The sequence below is a fragment of the Micromonospora sp. NPDC049101 genome (assembly GCF_040648675.1).
Classification (GTDB): Bacteria; Actinomycetota; Actinomycetes; order Mycobacteriales; family Micromonosporaceae; genus Micromonospora.
Map to the genome: position 1 here is coordinate 23,150 of NZ_JBEZED010000024.1, position 14,394 is coordinate 37,543.

At 72.1% G+C, this 14,394-nt stretch carries 13 protein-coding genes and 1 tRNA gene; 4 read left to right on the forward strand and 10 right to left on the reverse strand.

Features of this window, described 5'->3' with window-relative positions; translation table 11 throughout:
* Positions 1-18 precede the first annotated feature (18 nt).
* Positions 19-90, reverse strand: a tRNA-Gln gene (locus AB0B57_RS27250).
* 383 nt (positions 91-473) lie between these two features.
* Between AB0B57_RS27250 and AB0B57_RS27255 the strand changes: the two genes are divergently transcribed.
* Positions 474-1,439, forward strand: coding sequence for an acyl-CoA desaturase (locus AB0B57_RS27255; protein ID WP_357075655.1), 966 nt, complete (start codon positions 474-476; stop codon positions 1,437-1,439).
* A 223-nt stretch (positions 1,440-1,662) separates the two neighbouring features.
* Positions 1,663-2,358: a TetR/AcrR family transcriptional regulator gene (locus tag AB0B57_RS27260; protein WP_357075658.1), complete on the forward strand. Its 696-nt coding sequence runs from the start codon at positions 1,663-1,665 to the stop codon at positions 2,356-2,358.
* Between the two features lie 7 nt (positions 2,359-2,365).
* On the opposite strand, the gene AB0B57_RS27265 is transcribed toward AB0B57_RS27260, so the two are convergent.
* From AB0B57_RS27265 to AB0B57_RS27295, 7 genes are all read right to left on the reverse strand, one after another.
* Positions 2,366-2,842 carry a DUF4383 domain-containing protein gene (locus tag AB0B57_RS27265; RefSeq protein ID WP_357075661.1) on the reverse strand — a complete coding sequence of 159 codons (477 nt, stop codon included), beginning with the start codon at positions 2,840-2,842 and terminating at the stop codon, positions 2,366-2,368.
* Positions 2,843-3,045: 203 nt separating this feature from the next.
* Positions 3,046-3,501 (reverse strand): DUF4383 domain-containing protein, encoded by a 456-nt coding sequence (locus AB0B57_RS27270; protein ID WP_357075664.1) that lies wholly within the window; start codon positions 3,499-3,501, stop codon positions 3,046-3,048.
* 101 nt (positions 3,502-3,602) lie between these two features.
* Positions 3,603-5,408: an ABC-F family ATP-binding cassette domain-containing protein gene (locus AB0B57_RS27275; RefSeq protein WP_357075667.1), complete on the reverse strand. Its 1,806-nt coding sequence runs from the start codon at positions 5,406-5,408 to the stop codon at positions 3,603-3,605.
* A gap of 120 nt (positions 5,409-5,528) precedes the next feature.
* Positions 5,529-6,479, reverse strand: coding sequence for a 4-(cytidine 5'-diphospho)-2-C-methyl-D-erythritol kinase (locus tag AB0B57_RS27280; protein WP_357075670.1), 951 nt, complete (start codon positions 6,477-6,479; stop codon positions 5,529-5,531).
* A complete protein-coding gene (locus AB0B57_RS27285) occupies positions 6,476-7,063 on the reverse strand; it encodes a Uma2 family endonuclease (RefSeq protein WP_357075673.1) in 588 nt (195 codons plus the stop codon). The genes AB0B57_RS27280 and AB0B57_RS27285 overlap by 4 nt, the downstream gene beginning before the upstream one ends.
* 32 nt (positions 7,064-7,095) lie before the next feature.
* Positions 7,096-7,965 (reverse strand): 16S rRNA (adenine(1518)-N(6)/adenine(1519)-N(6))-dimethyltransferase RsmA, encoded by an 870-nt coding sequence (gene rsmA, locus AB0B57_RS27290; RefSeq protein ID WP_357075676.1) that lies wholly within the window; start codon positions 7,963-7,965, stop codon positions 7,096-7,098.
* Positions 7,966-8,011: 46 nt separating this feature from the next.
* Complete coding sequence (locus AB0B57_RS27295) at positions 8,012-8,911, reverse strand: TatD family hydrolase (protein ID WP_357075679.1); 900 nt, start codon at positions 8,909-8,911, stop codon at positions 8,012-8,014.
* 226 nt (positions 8,912-9,137) lie between these two features.
* Between AB0B57_RS27295 and AB0B57_RS27300 the strand changes: the two genes are divergently transcribed.
* Positions 9,138-10,382 (forward strand): hypothetical protein, encoded by a 1,245-nt coding sequence (locus tag AB0B57_RS27300; RefSeq protein ID WP_357075682.1) that lies wholly within the window; start codon positions 9,138-9,140, stop codon positions 10,380-10,382.
* Between the two features lie 45 nt (positions 10,383-10,427).
* On the opposite strand, the gene metG is transcribed toward AB0B57_RS27300, so the two are convergent.
* Positions 10,428-12,230 carry a methionine--tRNA ligase gene (gene metG, locus AB0B57_RS27305; protein ID WP_357075685.1) on the reverse strand — a complete coding sequence of 601 codons (1,803 nt, stop codon included), beginning with the start codon at positions 12,228-12,230 and terminating at the stop codon, positions 10,428-10,430.
* A gap of 159 nt (positions 12,231-12,389) precedes the next feature.
* On the opposite strand from metG, the gene AB0B57_RS27310 reads away from it, so the two are divergent.
* Entirely contained in the window at positions 12,390-13,445 is a 1,056-nt protein-coding gene (locus AB0B57_RS27310) for a hypothetical protein (RefSeq protein WP_357075688.1), read from the forward strand.
* 34 nt (positions 13,446-13,479) lie between these two features.
* Here the strand turns inward: AB0B57_RS27310 and rsmI are convergent, their stop codons facing one another.
* Complete coding sequence (gene rsmI / locus AB0B57_RS27315) at positions 13,480-14,328, reverse strand: 16S rRNA (cytidine(1402)-2'-O)-methyltransferase (protein WP_357075690.1); 849 nt, start codon at positions 14,326-14,328, stop codon at positions 13,480-13,482.
* Positions 14,329-14,394 lie beyond the last annotated feature (66 nt).

Below are 14,394 nucleotides of genomic sequence, written 5' to 3' on the forward strand. Positions count from 1 at the left end.
AACGGACGTAGGGGGCAGCTCGGCCGCCAGGGTTCGAACCTGAAATACGGGTACCAAAGACCCGGGTGTTGCCAATTACACCACGGCCGATCAGCGACGCGAGGACGTCGCGCGGGTGACGGATCTCCCGCCGCTACACCTTAGCGCCCCGGCCGCCAGACGCCATCGCTCATCCCCGCCAGCACAACCACTGACAGCTCCGCCCCACACCGCCGCCGACACCTCCAAGCCGCCGTCCCACCACGTGCCCGCACCCCGGTGATCATGGAGTTATCGCCCAACACGCCGACGACACGCGCGCATAACTCCATGATCAACGCGTGTGGGTGGGGGTGGGTGGACGGGGGCTCACCTGCGAGTTTGGGCGGGTACGCGAGGGTGTTTCGAAACTTCCCCGTGCGATCTACGGGGCGGTAAGTTACGGTGACGTAGGCGTAGCTTCGTGACCGTCCCCCGTCCCCCTGCGAGGTCTCATGTCCACCACACTGCTCGATCCCAACCCGCCCGCCAGCGGTCCCAAACCACTCACCGACGGCAGTCAGGCCAACGGCATCCTGGCCGCTCTCTGGGCCTTCGTGGTGATCCCCTTCGTCGCCCTGCTGGTCGCCGTGCCGGTCGCCTGGGGCGGTTGGCTGGGCTGGAGCGACGTGATCATCGGCTCGGTCTGGTACGTCGTCTCCGGGCTCGGCATCACCGTCGGCTTCCACCGCTACTTCACGCACGGCTCGTTCAAGGCCAAGCGTTGGCTGCGGGTGACGCTGGCGGTGGCGGGGTCGCTTGCGGTGCAGGGCGAGATCATCCAGTGGGTCGCCGACCACCGGCGCCACCACGCGTTCTCCGATCTGGAGGGTGACCCGCACTCCCCCTGGCGCTTCGGCACCAGCCTCTGGGCGTTGACCCGGGGCCTGTTCCACGCGCACGTGGGCTGGCTGTTCCGCCGGGAGCTGTCCAACCGTGAGCGTTTCGCACCGGACCTCATCGCCGACCGTGACATCAGCCGGGTCGACAGGCTCTTTCCCGCGTTGGTGGCGATCTCGCTGCTCGGCCCGGCACTTATCGGCGGTCTGGTGACCTGGTCCTGGCAGGGCGCGCTCACCGCGTTCTTCTGGGCCGGGCTGGTCCGGATCGGCCTGCTGCACCACGTCACCTGGGCGATCAACTCGGTGTGCCACGTCTACGGCGAGCGTCCGTTCGCGATGCGCCAGGGCGACCGCGCGTCGAACTTCTGGCCGCTGGCGATCCTGTCGTTCGGCGAGAGCTGGCACAACCTGCACCATGCCGACCCCACCAGCGCGCGGCACGGCGTGCTGCGTGGCCAGGTGGACATCTCCGCCCGGGTGATCTGGTTGTTCGAGAAGACCGGCGCGGCGACGCAGGTGCGCTGGCCAAAACCGGAGCGCCTCGCCGCGAAGCTGGTGAAGCCGGTCGCACCCCGGTAAAACCGGGCGGTGCGCCAGGATGGCGCCTGGCAGGATAGCCGGATGACCGAGCGACGCGGGGGGACCGGGCGGCTCGGCAGACGGGGGCCGGGCCCGATCCGGGTCCGATCGGACGGCGCGGCAGGGCGGTCGGACCGCCGGCCAGTGAGGCGACGACGTGAACGGGCACAGCGGAGGCACCATTCCACGGCAGGGCGTCACCGAGCGCCAGCTAGGCGGCGACATGCCTGAGGTCACCGATGGTGACAGCGTCGGCGGCCGACGGGTGACACCGTCGGTCCCGGCTCCCAAACCCAAACCCACCTCCCGGGTCCGCATGTCGGCGGCCCAGCGCCGCGAGCAGTTGATCGCGACCGGCCGGCAACTCTTCGCCGAGCGTGGCTTCGACGCCACCTCCATCGAGGAGGTGGCGGCCCGCGCCAAGGTCTCCAAACCTGTGGTATACGAGCATTTCGGCGGCAAGGAAGGGCTCTACGCGGTGGTGGTGGACCGGGAGGTCCGGGCCCTGCTCGACCGGATCACCACGGCGTTGACCGCCGGGCATCCACGGGAGCTGCTGGAGCAGGCGGCGCTGGCCCTGCTGACCTACATCGAGGAGGAGACCAGCGGCTTCCGGGTGCTGGTCCGCGAGTCCCCGCTGATGTCCGGCACGGCCAACTTCAGCAGCGTGATGAACGACGTCGCGCACCAGGTCGAGCACATCCTGGGCGCCGAGTTCAAGAGCCGGGGGTACGATCCGAAGCTCGCCGAGCTGTACTCGCAGGCACTGGTGGGCATGGTGGCGTTGACCGGCCGCTGGTGGCTGGAGGTGCGCAAGCCGCGCAAGGAGACGGTGGCGGCGCACCTCGTCAACCTGGCCTGGAACGGGCTGTCGCACCTGGAGGCGAAGCCGACGTTGATCACCGCCCGGCGTTCCTGACCGTTCGTCAGCCGCGGTGCACGTCGGCCACCGGGTGTTTGCGGTTCGCCAGCTCCGCCTCGGCGTGTTCCGCCGGGCCGACCTTGTCGTACAGGCCGGTGCCGAGCAGGATCAGGCCGAACAGCATCGACACGACCACTGTCGACATCGAGAAGTTGAGGAAGTTCGCCCCGGTCTGCAGCACCGACATCATCAGGATGCTGGTCACCAGGAACACCACACCGGCCGTGAGGTTCATGTAGTGGCCGAGGTTCGTGCGGCGGGACGCCCCGATGATCAGGACGACGCCGAAGACCACCGAGGCGAGTGAGAAGGCCAGGTTGGTCCGCAGGCCGAGGGCCCAGGTGCTGCTTCGGTCGAAGAGTGGGTCGCCGATCGTCTCGGCGACACCCCAGACGCCGAACACCAGGATGTAGACGCCGATCAAACCGGAGAGGACCCGGTAGAGCGGCCGTGCCGGATGGTTGACCGGAAAGTGCGGCATACCAGACCCCCTGATGTGACCGTTTCAGGGGGAATTGTCACCCAAGGCAGAGCCAACTGTCCGAAGAACCAGAAAGCCGGAAAGGGTCCGTCGAATGGCTGGCCCAGGTCAGGTTTTCGCCGGAGCCCGAGCTGCGCAGGAATCAAGCCTGACCGCCCGGAGCAGCTCGGGCTCCGGCGAAAACCCACGACCGTAACCAAAAATCAGAGAACCAGCCGAGCCTTGTGGAACGCCTCCGCCTCCTCCTCCGAACCGACCTTGCCGTACATGCCGACCATCAGCAGCACCAGGGCGACGGTCATCGCGACGATGACGGTGACGATGCTGAAGTTGAGGACATTGGCGTCGGTCCGGATGAAGGCGAGGCTGGCCAGGCTGATCACCATCAGGGCGTACGACAGCCACTGGTTGATCGCCACGTCGATGTTGCGGCCGAGCGCGGTGCCGACCAGCACGACGAGCCCGAGCAGCACGCTGAGCAGCCCGAGGCCGAGGTTCGTGCCCTGACCGAGGACCCGGGTGTCGTCCTGGGCGAGGATCTCGTTGCCGGTGCTCGCGATGATGCTGAGCACACCGAAGACCACCAGGTACAGACCGGTCAGCCCGCCGATCGCCCGGTAGATCGGCCGCGCGGGGTGGTTGACGGGGGTGTGGGCCATGTCTGAGTCTCCAACGCCGTGGGGTAGGTGTCGCCGACGATTGTCCCGCATGTGGCGGTGTGACGCCGCACACGGCCCCCGGGCTGGTGCGTCCGGCCCGGTCAGCTCTCCGGAAGCTCCTCGGCGAGCGTCATCCAGGTCTCCTCGATCCGCTCCCGCTCGGCGCGCAGATCCTTGAGCTGGGTGTCCAGCTCGGCTACCCGGGCGTAGTCGGTGGCGTCCGCGGCGAGCTGGTCGAGCAGCGTGGTCTCGCGCTGGTCGAGCTTGCCGAGCTGCCGTTCCAGCCGGGTCAGCTCCTTGCGGGCCTGGCGGACCTCGGCGGCGGACATGCCACCTCCCGAGGCGGCGGCGGGCGCGGCGGACGACGTGCCGCCCGCCCGCGGAAGGCCGGCCCGCTCCGCGGTCCGGGCGAGGTATTCGTCCACACCGCCGGGCAGGTGCACCAGCCGGCCGTCGCCGAACATCCCGTACGCCGTGTCGGTGACCCGCTCGATCAGGTAGCGGTCGTGGCTCGCCACGATGATCGTGCCGGGCCACGAGTCGAGCAGGTCCTCCAGCGCGGCGAGGGTGTCGGTGTCCAGGTCGTTGGTGGGCTCGTCGAAGAGCAGCACGTTGGGCTCGCCGGCCAGCAACCGCAGCATCTGCAACCGGCGTCGTTCCCCACCGGAGAGGTCACTGACCGGGGTCCAGAGCCGGCGGTCGTCGAAGCCGAACACCTCGGCGAGTTGCGCGGCGGAGACCTCCCGGTCGCCGAGCTGCACCCGGCGGGCGACCTCCTCGACGGCTTCGAGCACCCGCAGGTGGCCGGGCAGCTCGCTGAGCTCCTGGGAGAGGAACGCGGGCCGCACGGTGGAGCCGGTGCCGAGGCGGCCACCGTCGGGGCGGGTGATGCCGGCCAGCATCCGCAACAGCGTGGTCTTGCCGGCGCCGTTGGCGCCGAGGATGGCGATCCGGTCACCGGGGCCGACCAGCCAGGTGACGTCGCGCAGGATCTCCTTGGGGCCGGCGTGCAGCTCGACGTTCTCCAGCTCGTACACCTGCTTGCCGAGCCGGGAGGTGGCCATGCGCTGGAGCGACATGGTGTCGCGGGCCGGCGGCACGTCGGCGATCAGCGCGTTCGCGGCGTCGATGCGGAACTGGGGCTTGGAGGTCCGGGCCGGCGGCCCACGGCGCAGCCAGGCGATCTCCTTGCGGAGCAGGTTCTGCCGGCGAGCCTCGGTCGCGGCGGCGACACGATCGCGTTCGGCGCGGGCGAGGGTCCAGGCGGCGAAGCCACCCTCGTAGGCGCGGACGGTCTGGTCGGCGACCTCCCAGGTGTAGGTGCAGACCGCGTCCAGGAACCACCTGTCGTGGGTGACCACGACCAGGGCGCCCTTGCGCCCGACCAGGTGCCGGGCCAGCCAGTCGACACCGCCGACGTCGAGATGGTTGGTGGGCTCGTCGAGGATGAGCAGGTCGGAGTCGCGCACGAGCAGCGCGGCGAGTGCCACCCGGCGCCGTTCGCCACCGGACATCGGGCCGACCGGCTGGTCCAGGCCGAGGTGCGGCATGCCGAGGCCGTCGAGGATGGCCCGCACCCCGGCGTCGCCGGCCCACTCGTGCTCGGCGCCCATGCCCTCGGCCAGCCAGGCGGTGCCGAGCACGACATCCCGGACGGTGGCTTCGGGAGCGAGGGTGAGCTGCTGCGGCAGCCAGAGCACGCGGAGGTCACGGCGGTGGGTGACCCGGCCGTCGTCGGGGTCCTCCTGCTTGGTGAGCAGCCGCAGCAGGGTGGACTTGCCGGCGCCGTTGAGGCCGACCACGCCGATCCGGTCGGCGTCGTCCAGGCCGAGCGAGACGTCCGTGAGTAGCCGCCCCGCGGCGCCGTACCCCTTGGACACCCGGTCCAGATTGACGATGTTCGCCACGTTCCACCCTTCATGATCAAGGCGTCCGGGTGCCGGCGGGCACCTGGACGCCTGACCCAAGGGTACGCGGACGCCCGCGCTGCCCGCGCCGCGCGCCCGCCGGCCCGCCGGGACGTGCGGTCAGCCGACGCGAGCGCCGGCGACCGGACCGCGCGCGACCCGCGCCTGACGGCACACGCCAGCGGCGGTCAGCTCGGCGGCGATCCGCTCCGCGTCGGCCGCGTCGGCGGCGAGGAACACGCAGGTCGGCCCGGAGCCGGAGACGATGCCGGTGAGCGCGCCGGCCGCCTCGCCGGCCTTGAGCGTGTCGGCCAACGCCGGACGGATGGCCAGCGCGGCGTCCTGCAGGTCGTTGCCGAGCGTCCGGGCCAGCACCCGGGGGTCACGTTGGCGCAACGCGCCCAACAGCGCATCGGTGCTGCCCAGCGGGGCACCGGCGGCACCGGAGTCGCGGAGCCGGTCCAACTCCCGGTACGCGGCCGGGGTGGACAGGCCGACGTCGGCGATCGCCACCACCCAGTGCCAGGAGGTGGGGCGGACCAGCACCGGGCTGACCGCCTCGCCCCGGCCGGTGCCCAGCGCGGTGCCGCCGTAGATCAGGAACGGCACGTCGGAGCCGAGGTCGGCGGCGATCCCGGCCAACTCGTCGCGGGACAGCCCGGTGCCCCAGAGCGCGTCGCAGGCCACCAGTGCGGCGGCCGCGTCGGCGCTGCCACCGGCCAGCCCACCGGCGAGCGGGATCTGCTTGCGCAGGTGCAGTCGGGCGTGTGGCAGCACGCCCGCGTACCCGGCGAGGGCGTGCGCGGCGCGGATCACCAGGTTGGTGTCGTCCAGCGCCAACTCGCCGGTGCCCTCGCCCTCCATGGTCAGGGCGAGCGTGTCGCCCCGGCGGGCCGTCAGCTCGTCGTAGATCGAGATGGCGTGGTAGACGGTGTTCAGCTCGTGGTAGCCGTCCCGGCGCAGCGGGCCCACCCCGAGGTGCAGGTTGACCTTCGCGGGCACCCGGACCTTCACCGGCCCGATGGCCCCGCGCCGCTCGTCCTCGTCGTCAGGTCGCCAGGCCTCGGTCACGGAGTGATGTCCCGTACGTGCAGGCGGATGTCGAACGGCTTGGCCACGATCAGCTCCTCGGCGGAGTCGGCGGCCAGCTCGTACCGGCCGTCGACCAGGTCGTACGCGTACACGTGCACCGGATTCTGCTCGATCCGCCAGTAGTGCGGGATCCCGGCATCGGCGTAGTCGGCCGGCTTCTCCAGCCGGTCCCGCCGACGCGTGCTGCGGGAGACGACCTCGACAACCAGAATCACGGGCTCAGCGGTCGAGTAGTGGCTGTCATAGTTGATCGTCTCGGCCGCGAGCAGCATGACGTCAGGCTCAAAGGTCTGGTCGACGCCGACCATGACGCCTGTGGCGAAGCTGGGCTCCATCCCCTTCGGCGAATGTTGCCTCAGCCAATTCCAGAGCAGGCCGCTGATCTTCTGATGGCCGAACGTCGGGGAGGGGACCACGATCATGACTCCGTCGCGTAGCTCCACCCGGGGAGCGTCATCGGGCAGGGAGAGCACGTCTTCGACGGTGTAGTTGCCGAGCCTCTGGCGCCAGAGGTCCGGACCGGACCAGCGGTCGCGCGGCGGGGGCAAAGCATCCGCGGTCACTCGTACACCTCCTCGGCGGGCACGGCGTCAGCCTACTTCGCGGCCCGCTTACCGGCCGGAGCCGACGCGGCGATGGCGGCGAACTGCTCGACGGTCAGTGACTCCCCCCGGGCGCCGGGGTCGACACCGGCCGCGGTGAGCGCGGCGGCGGCCCGGTCCGGGCCACCGGCCCAGCCGGCCAGGGCGGCGCGCAGCGTCTTGCGGCGCTGCGCGAACGCCGCGTCGACCACGGCGAAGACCTGCTCCCGCCCCACGTCGGTGCGGGGTGGTTCGTGGCAGGTGAAGGCGACCAGGCCGGAGTCGACGTTGGGCACCGGCCAGAACACGTTCGGCGGCACCTTGCCGGCACCTCGGGCGTGGGCGTACCAGGCGAGCTTGACCGACGGGATGCCGTACACCTTGGAGCCGGGACCGGCGACGAGCCGGTCGGCGACCTCCTTCTGCACCATCACCAGGCCGTGCCGCAGGGTGGGCAGCACGGCGAGCAGATGCAGCACCACCGGCACGGCCACGTTGTAGGGCAGGTTCGCCACCAGCGCCGTCGGTGCGGGGTCGGCCACGTCGGCGGCGGCGATGCGCAGCGCGTCGGCGCGGTGCACGGTGAGCCGGTCGGCGTCCGCGTCGGCGTGCCGGGCGACGGTCTCCGGCAGCGCCCCGGCGAGCACCGGGTCGATCTCCACGGCGTGTACGTGCCCGGCGACCGGCAGCAACCCCAGGGTCAGCGAACCGAGCCCGGGGCCGACCTCCAGCGCCACGTCGTCGGGGGTCAGCCCGGCGGCGGTGACGATCCGGCGCACGGTGTTCGGGTCGTGCACGAAGTTCTGGCCCAGCTTCTTGGTGGGCGCGACGCCCAGCCGGGCGGCGAGTTCCCGGATCTCCGCCGGGCCGAGGAGACCGGTCATGCCGGGCAGCGTAGCGACGGGGTCGGGGCCGACCGTCGGGCCGGGCTCACCACGGGCCGAAGGCCCGGTCACCGGTGGCGGAGATGGCCGCGCACAGCTCGTCCAGGTCGCTGCCGGTGGTCGCGGCGAGCGCGCGGACGGTGAGCGGGATCAGGTACGACGCGTTCGGCCGGCCCCGGTACGGCGTCGGGGTGAGGTACGGGGCGTCGGTCTCCACCAGGATCTGGTCCACCGGGGTGAGCGCGGCGGCCTCGCGCAGGGCGGCGGCGCTGCCGAAGGTGACGGTGCCGGCGAAGCTGAGCAGGTAACCCCGGCGGACGCACTCGCGGGCGAACTCGGCGTCACCGGAGAAGCAGTGCAGCACCACCGTGTCCGGGGCACCCTCGTCGTCGAGGATCCGCAGCACGTCGGCGTGTGCGTCCCGGTCGTGGATGACGAGCGTCTTGCCGTACCGCTTGGCGATGGCGATGTGCGCCCGGAAGCTCGCTTCCTGCGCGGCACGCCCCTCGTCCCCGGTGCGGAAGAAGTCCATGCCGGTCTCGCCGATCCCCCGGACCCGGTCGCGGGCGGCCAGCGACTCGATCGCCCGCAGTGCCTCGTCGAGGTCGGTCAGCCGGGGCGCCTCGTTGGGGTGCAGCGCCACGGTGGCCAACACGGCGGGATACGCCTCGGCGGTGTCCGCACTCCATCGCGAGGAGGCGACATCCACCCCCACCTGGACCAGCCGGTCCACGCCGACCTTGCCGGCCAACGCGATCGCCACGCCGACCGGGTCGTCGGCCGGCCCGCCACCGGGCACACCCGCCTCACTGACCGTGATGTCCAGGTGGGTGTGGCTGTCCAGCACCGGCCGGGGCAGCGGCTCGGGGGCGGGCGGAAACTCTCCGGCCCGCCGGGCGGCACGCTCGCGACGGGATTCAGTGGGCTCGCTCATCAGCCACAGCATCACACACCGGGCCTGTCCATCTGCCCGCCACCCGACGTTCACCCCGACTACGCCGCGCGACTCTACCGTCGCCGCGTGAGCGAGCGCGGCCGAGCGCAGCGAGGCGGTGGCGTGAGCGAGTGCAGCGAGCGAACCAGGTGGCACAGCAGCCCGGCGTCTCACGCCGCTGCCGAGCGCAGCGAGGCGGTGGCGTGAGACAGCGAACCGAACAGGGGGAGGTGGCAGCATGAGCGTCACCCCTCAGGTCGGCGCGGCCGGCGAACGCACCGGGCTGCACGTGGCGTTCGGCGGTGGCGTCTACCCGGCCGAGGAGATCGCCCGAGGCGCCGCGTACGAGTTGTTCAGCGCCGACGAGGTAGCCGGCTTCGAGTGGGCGCCCCGACCGGGCAGCGCCCTGCCGTGGCGGCGGTTCGTGCACGTCACCGAGGTGACCGCGGTGCACGGCGCGGGCGAGCCCTCCGACGAGCCGGAGACACCGCTGATGGTGCCGGCGCACCGCGAGCGGGGTTGGGCGTACCTGCACCAGCTCAGCCAGCAGCCGGCCGCGGCGGGAGACCCGACGCTGGTCGCGGCACGGGCGTCGGCGGTGGTCCGGCGGGGCACCCGGATGGTGAAGGTGCTCTCCACCCAGCAGGTCGCCGGGTACCTGCGGGGCTGGCTGCCGCACGGCTTCTGCTACCGCGAACACGACGTGGCGCATCTGCGTACGCCGGCGGCGACGACGGTGTTGCGCACCGACGGTGAGGTCGGCCGGGACGGCCCGGAGGTGACGTACGCGTTGCGCTGGCGGGCGTCCGACCCGGGCGACTACGACGTGCCGGCGGGCGAGGCGCACCGCGGCCTGACCGCGTTGGCCTCCCGAGACCGGCTCGGTGCGCCGGTGCTGGGCACGGGCTTCGTGCCGAGCAACGGTCAGCTCATCCCGGAGTTCGTCACCCGTGACTTCGCCGACCTGCCGATGCCGGCGAACGCCGCCCTGCTCGCCTACCCGGCCCAGGGGGAAGAGGTGGTGCTCTACACCTACCAGGCCGAGCAGCGCGGGTGGCTACGGATGGTGGGACCGCAGTGGCGGCACCTGCTGGCCGCGGTGCCGGGCCTCTCCCCGGACCAGGAGTACGTGCCGAACGCCGACGCGCCGCGCTCCACCCAGTTGGTGGGGCTCTACGGCGACACCGAGTACGAGGCGGTGGCCGACCTGCCCGGCGGGTTCCGGGTGTTGGCGATGACCCGGGCGGCCCGTTATCCGGTCAGCGCGGTGGCCCGCCGGGTCCGGTTCGCCCAGTGGCGGGGCGTGCCGTGCCTGGTGCTGCGGGAGGAGGCCGGCTGGCTGCGGGTGCGGCTGCGCCACCCGAACCCGGACGCGGTGCTGACGACCGGCGCGCAGTGCCACGAACGGGGCATCTACGAGGCCTGGGCACCGGGTGCCGAGGTCACCGACGACCAGGTGATGGACACCCGGTACGCGATGTGACGGCCCCCGGTCGACAGGATGTCCTGCCGACCGGGGGTCGGGCGTTCAGTCGGCCAGCCGGGCCAACTCCTCGTCGACGATCGACGGGTCGAGCTTGCGGAACACCGGCTTCGGCGTGACCAACGGCCGGCCCGCCTCGATCGACACCGACTCCCAGCGCGCGCCGACCGTGTAGTCCCCGGTCAGCACCGGGTACGCCGGGCCGCCGTCGAGGTCGTCGACCTGCTCGATGACCGGCATCGGCGCGTGCACGCCGGTGCCGCCGAGCAGCTCGTGCACCTGCTGCGCGGAGTGCGGCAGGAACGGCGTGAGCAGCGTGTTGGCGTCGCTGATCACCTGGAGTGCGACGTGCAGGATGGTGCCCATCCGGGGCTTGTCCGCCTCGTCCTTGAGCTTCCAGGGCGCCTGCTCGGAGAGGTACCTGTTGGCCTCGGCGACCACCTTCATGGCCTCGCCGATGGCCTGCTTCTGCCGGTGCCGGCCGATCAGGTCACCGACCGTGGTGAAACCGGTGCGGGCCGCCGCGAGCAGCGCCTCGTCGGCCTCGGTGAGCCCGGCCGGGTCGACCGGCGGGATCGCACCGAAGTTCTTCGCCGCCATCGACACACACCTGTTGACCAGGTTGCCCCAGCCGGCGACCAGCTCGTCGTTGTTGCGGCGCAGGAACTCGGCCCAGGTGAAGTCGGTGTCGTTGCTCTCCGGGCCGGCGGCGGCGATGAAGTAGCGCAGCGCGTCGGCGTCGTAGCGCTCCAGGAAGTCGCGAACGTAGATGACCACCTTGCGGGACGAGGAGAACTTGCGCCCCTCCATGGTCAGGTATTCGCTGGAGACCACCTCGGTGGGCAGGTTGAGCCGGCCCAACTCGCCCGGCTCACCGTCGCGGGAGCCCTCGCCGGAGTATCCGGAGAGCAGCGCCGGCCAGATCACCGAGTGGAAGACGATGTTGTCCTTGCCCATGAAGTAGTAGGAGCGCGAGTCCTTGCCCTCCGCGTCAGTCGACCACCACTTGCGCCACGCCTCCGGGTCGCCGGAGCGGCGGGCCCACTCGATGGAGGCGGACAGGTAGCCGATCACCGCGTCGAACCAGACGTAGATCCGCTTGTCCGGCCGGTCGCGCCAGCCGTCCAGCGGGATGGGCACGCCCCACTCCAGGTCGCGGGTGATCGCCCGGGGCTGGAGGTCGTCGAGCAGGTTGCGGGAGAACCGCAGCACGTTGGGCCGCCACCCGTCCCGGGTGTCCAGCCACTGCCGCAGCACCTCGGCCAGGGCGGGCAGGTCCAGGAAGAAGTGCTCGGTCTCGACGAACTTCGGAGTCTCCCCGTTGATCCGCGACTTCGGGTCGATCAGGTCGATCGGGTCGAGCTGGTTGCCGCAGTTGTCGCACTGGTCGCCGCGGGCGCTGTCGTACCCACAGATCGGGCAGGTGCCCTCGATGTACCGGTCGGGCAGGGTGCGCCCGGTGGACGGCGAGATCGCGCCCATGGTGGTCTTCGGCACGATGTAGCCGTTGCGGTACATCCCCTCGAACAACTCCTGCACCACCGCGTAGTGGTTGCGGGTGGTGGTGCGGGTGAACAGGTCGTAGGAGAGCCCGAGGCCGTGCAGGTCCTCGACGATCACCCTGTTGTACCGGTCGGCCAGCTCGCGCGGGGTCACCCCGTCGGCATCGGCCTGCACCTGGATCGGGGTGCCGTGCTCGTCGGTGCCGGAGACCATGAGCACGTCGTGGCCGGCCATCCGCATGTACCGGGCGAAGACGTCGGAGGGAACGCCGAAACCGGAGACGTGGCCGATGTGGCGGGGGCCGTTGGCGTACGGCCAGGCCACTGCCGCGAGAACGTGACTCATGAGCAGCAAGCCTAGTGACCCGTCCGGGGCGTCCGCGAACCAATGGGGGGTGCCCGGCCAAGCGGACCGGCCCAACCACCCCGGCCTTTGGTCCGATTTGTCGCCGACACGCGCCTCAACTGCCCGTTCCGCCCTCCCGGTCGGTGTGCAATGAACCTCGTGACTGGCAGACGAGCGGCGTGGGACCACGAGGACCGTCCCAGCGGCCCGGCGGTCGGCGGCGACCCCGGCAGCGAGCCTGCCGCGCCCCGCGGTGCCGGGGTCGCGCCGCAACCCCGGCTGGTGCCCGGCGTCGACTCCGGTGCGCAGCGGCCCACACCGGCGGGCAGGGCCGGCCCACCGGCCCGCCCCACGCCGGCGACGCCGACGCCGGTCCGTCCGACCCCGGCCGCACCGGTGCCCAGCCCAGCCCGACCCGGTCCACCGGGCCCCCCGGCCGGCACGGCCCCCGCCTCGGCACCGGGCTCGGACGCCGTCGAGGTGGAGCCGACCACCGGGGCGCCGGTGGACGCCGTGCCGAGTCGGGTGCCCGTCCGGCAGCAGAGCCGCCGGCAGCGGGGCCGCCAGCCCGGCAGCGACCTGCCGGACGACGACGACGGCGCCTTCTGGGCACCGATCGAGCAGGTGCACTGGGACGGCACCCCGGTCCGGGAGGACCCGTCGCCGGAGCGCGACCGCGGCTCACGACCGGCGGGGCGCCGAGCACCCAGCCGTGCCGTCCCACCGCCGGATCCGCTGCCCGGACTCGCCGCGCTTGTGGCACTAACCCTGGTCACGGCCTTCTTCGCCTGGGTCAGTGCCGGCCCGTTCTGGCTCGCGGTCGGGCACGCCCGGCCGGGCACGGTGGTGATCACCGACTGCACCGGCGGCGGGCTCACCCAGCGGTGCCGGGGGATCTTCACGGCCGAGGACGGGCGGTTCATCGCACACGGTGTCCGGGTCGGCGGCGTGCCCGCCGGAGGGGACGCCCCAGGTACGCCGCTGTCGGCCCGGATGACCGGCCCCGACGGCGGCACCGCGTACGCGGACACCGGAGTGGGCCGGCACCTGCGCTGGCTACCCGGCCTGCTGGTGATGCTGGGCTGCACCGTCGGCATCGTGCGGTGGACCGGGTCGGCGCGGCTGCCCGGCCGCCGGCACCGCCGCTGGGCCGTGGCCGTCGCCGTCGCCGGGCCGACGCTGATCACCGTCGGCTTCCTGGCCGCCGCCTGGTGAACCCGGGCTTCCGCGCGACGTGGGAGAGCCTCGGTCAGCTGTGCACGATCGTGTAGACGTCCCGGCGGCGCAGCGCGTACTCGGTGGCGACGTCGGTGATGGCGTCGCGGCGCGACCGGCCGGCGGCCTCCCGCTCGGCGACCGCCGCGCGCAGGGTGTCGTCGTCGGGGCGTTCCGGGGCGGTCACCGGTGCCCCGGCCACCACCAGGGTGATCTCACCGCGCGGGTCTCCCTCGGTGGCCCACCGGGCCAGCTCGCCGAGGGGACGGCGGAGCACCTCCTCGTAGGTCTTGGTGAGCTCGCGGCAGAGCGCGGCCGGCCGATCCGCGCCGAACGTGTCGGCCAGGTCGGTGAGCGCCGCGCCGATCCGGTGCGGGGCTTCGAAGAAGACGAGCGTGCGCTCCTCGGCGGCGAGCGCGCGCAGCCGGGACCGGCGGGCGCCGGGAGTGCGGGGCAGGAAGCCCTCGAAGCAGAACCGGTCGCAGGGCAGCCCGGACACCGCCAGCGCGGTGGTCACCGCGCTCGGCCCGGGAGCGACGGTGACCGGCGCGCCGACGTCCAACGCGGCCCGGACCAGCCGGTAGCCGGGGTCGGAGACGCTCGGCATCCCCCCGTCGGTCACCAGGGCCACCACGTACCCGCCGAGGATGACCTCGACCAGCTCGGGCGTACGCCGCTCCTCGTTGCCCTCGAAGTAGGAGACGATCCGACCGCCGACGGTGATGTCGAGATCGCGGGCCAGCCGGGTGAGCCGGCGAGTGTCCTCGGCCGCCACCACGTCGGCGCTGACCAGCACCTCCCGCAGCCGGGCCGAGGCGTCGGCGGGGTTGCCGAGCGGGGCACCGAGCAGGATCAGGCGCCCAGCTTCGGACATTTCACCCACGAATTCGTCTCCTTCATCGACAGCTGATACCGGTATCGGGGACGACGGGCGCCACCGGGCACCTTG

Bases quoted from the DNA above. Each gene is read 5' to 3' on its own strand.
- metG (WP_357075685.1), bottom strand. From the start codon at position 12,230: ATGAGTCACGTTCTCGCGGCAGTGGCCTGGCCGTACGCCAACGGCCCC.
- AB0B57_RS27270 (WP_357075664.1), bottom strand. From the start codon at position 3,501: ATGGCCCACACCCCCGTCAACCACCCCGCGCGGCCGATCTACCGGGCG.
- AB0B57_RS27300 (WP_357075682.1), top strand. From the start codon at position 9,138: ATGAGCGTCACCCCTCAGGTCGGCGCGGCCGGCGAACGCACCGGGCTG.
- AB0B57_RS27260 (WP_357075658.1), top strand. From the start codon at position 1,663: ATGCCTGAGGTCACCGATGGTGACAGCGTCGGCGGCCGACGGGTGACA.
- rsmA (WP_357075676.1), bottom strand. From the start codon at position 7,965: ATGACCGGTCTCCTCGGCCCGGCGGAGATCCGGGAACTCGCCGCCCGG.
- AB0B57_RS27295 (WP_357075679.1), bottom strand. From the start codon at position 8,911: ATGCTGTGGCTGATGAGCGAGCCCACTGAATCCCGTCGCGAGCGTGCC.
- AB0B57_RS27255 (WP_357075655.1), top strand. From the start codon at position 474: ATGTCCACCACACTGCTCGATCCCAACCCGCCCGCCAGCGGTCCCAAA.
- AB0B57_RS27265 (WP_357075661.1), bottom strand. From the start codon at position 2,842: ATGCCGCACTTTCCGGTCAACCATCCGGCACGGCCGCTCTACCGGGTC.